Raw genomic sequence first — 1,049 nt, 5'->3', positions numbered from 1 at the left:
CGGAAGCTCGATTCGGAAAGATCCGAATCACCCGTTCCCGGCGGCGTACCTCTTCGTTCAGCCTTTCCAGGCTGTTGGTCGTACGAAGTCGTTTTCGGTACTTTTCTGGCAAAGATAGTACAGCCATGGCATCCTCAATACCAGCTTCCAGAATGCTCATTGCTTTTGGAGCTTTCGTTTCAAAGTCCTCAAGCACACGATTCACAAGAATCCGGGCCGTCTCCGGATCGGGAGCATCCAAACATGCCCGTACCCGGGCATGCAAATCCCCACGCCAAGCTTTAGGTGTGGCATCCAACAGGTTTCTCAAAAAATGCGTTTGGCATCGTTGCCAAGTCACTCCTTGAAAATGCTGGCGAATCGAACGAATCAAGCCGGCATGGTGATCTGAAACCACCAGATCCACCCCACAAAGCCCGCGGCTTTTCAACCAGCTGAAAAACTCGTTCCAACTGGCTTCAGACTCACTGTCCCCCAGCATCAAGCCAAGGACCTCCCGGTGTCCTTCCTGGTTGACGCCAATAGCCATGAGAGCGCCCCTGGCCCGCACACGCCCCTCCTCACGGACTTTGAGTACCATGGCATCGACGATGAGGAAGGGGTACCGCTCGTCCTGCAAGGGACGAGCGTTCCAAGTGGTCACGATCGGGTCCAGTTGTTTACACAGGTCTGAAACCGTTGATTTAGAAAGCTCGGTACCGCACAGCTCTTCTGTAACTTTGGCCACCTTACGGGTCGAGACGCCATTGACCACCATCTCCATCAAAGCCAAGACCAAAGCTTGCTCGCTTCTCTGATAGCGGGCAAACAGCTCAGTCGAAAACTTTCCGCCCCGGATACGAGGCACACGAAGCGTGATCGCTCCTACACGGGTGGTTAGTTTATGGGGATAATCATCTTTTGAATCTTTCAAAAACAGGTGATGCAAAATCTCTGAATCTACGGTAATCTGGTATTGAGCCATTGTGAAACCCTCCTTGTTTGGGAATGTTTGCCAACTACTATTCTAACCGAGGAATTTCACCATGGCTCAATTATTTTTCGCAGCT

1 protein-coding gene is annotated in these 1,049 nt (G+C 51.7%); it reads right to left on the bottom strand.

Annotated features, from left to right (window positions below):
• A partial coding sequence (locus JG50_RS0117780; protein WP_033102453.1) for an IS256 family transposase occupies positions 1–964 on the bottom strand: 964 nt, incomplete at its 3' end.
• Between the last annotated feature and the right edge of the window lie 85 nt (positions 965–1,049).

It is taken from the genome of Thermoactinomyces daqus (assembly GCF_000763315.1).
Taxonomy (GTDB): domain Bacteria; phylum Bacillota; class Bacilli; order Thermoactinomycetales; family Thermoactinomycetaceae; genus Thermoactinomyces_A; species Thermoactinomyces_A daqus.
Note: the sequence above shows the minus strand (reverse complement) of the source record. Positions and strands in the feature narration are given on the sequence as shown.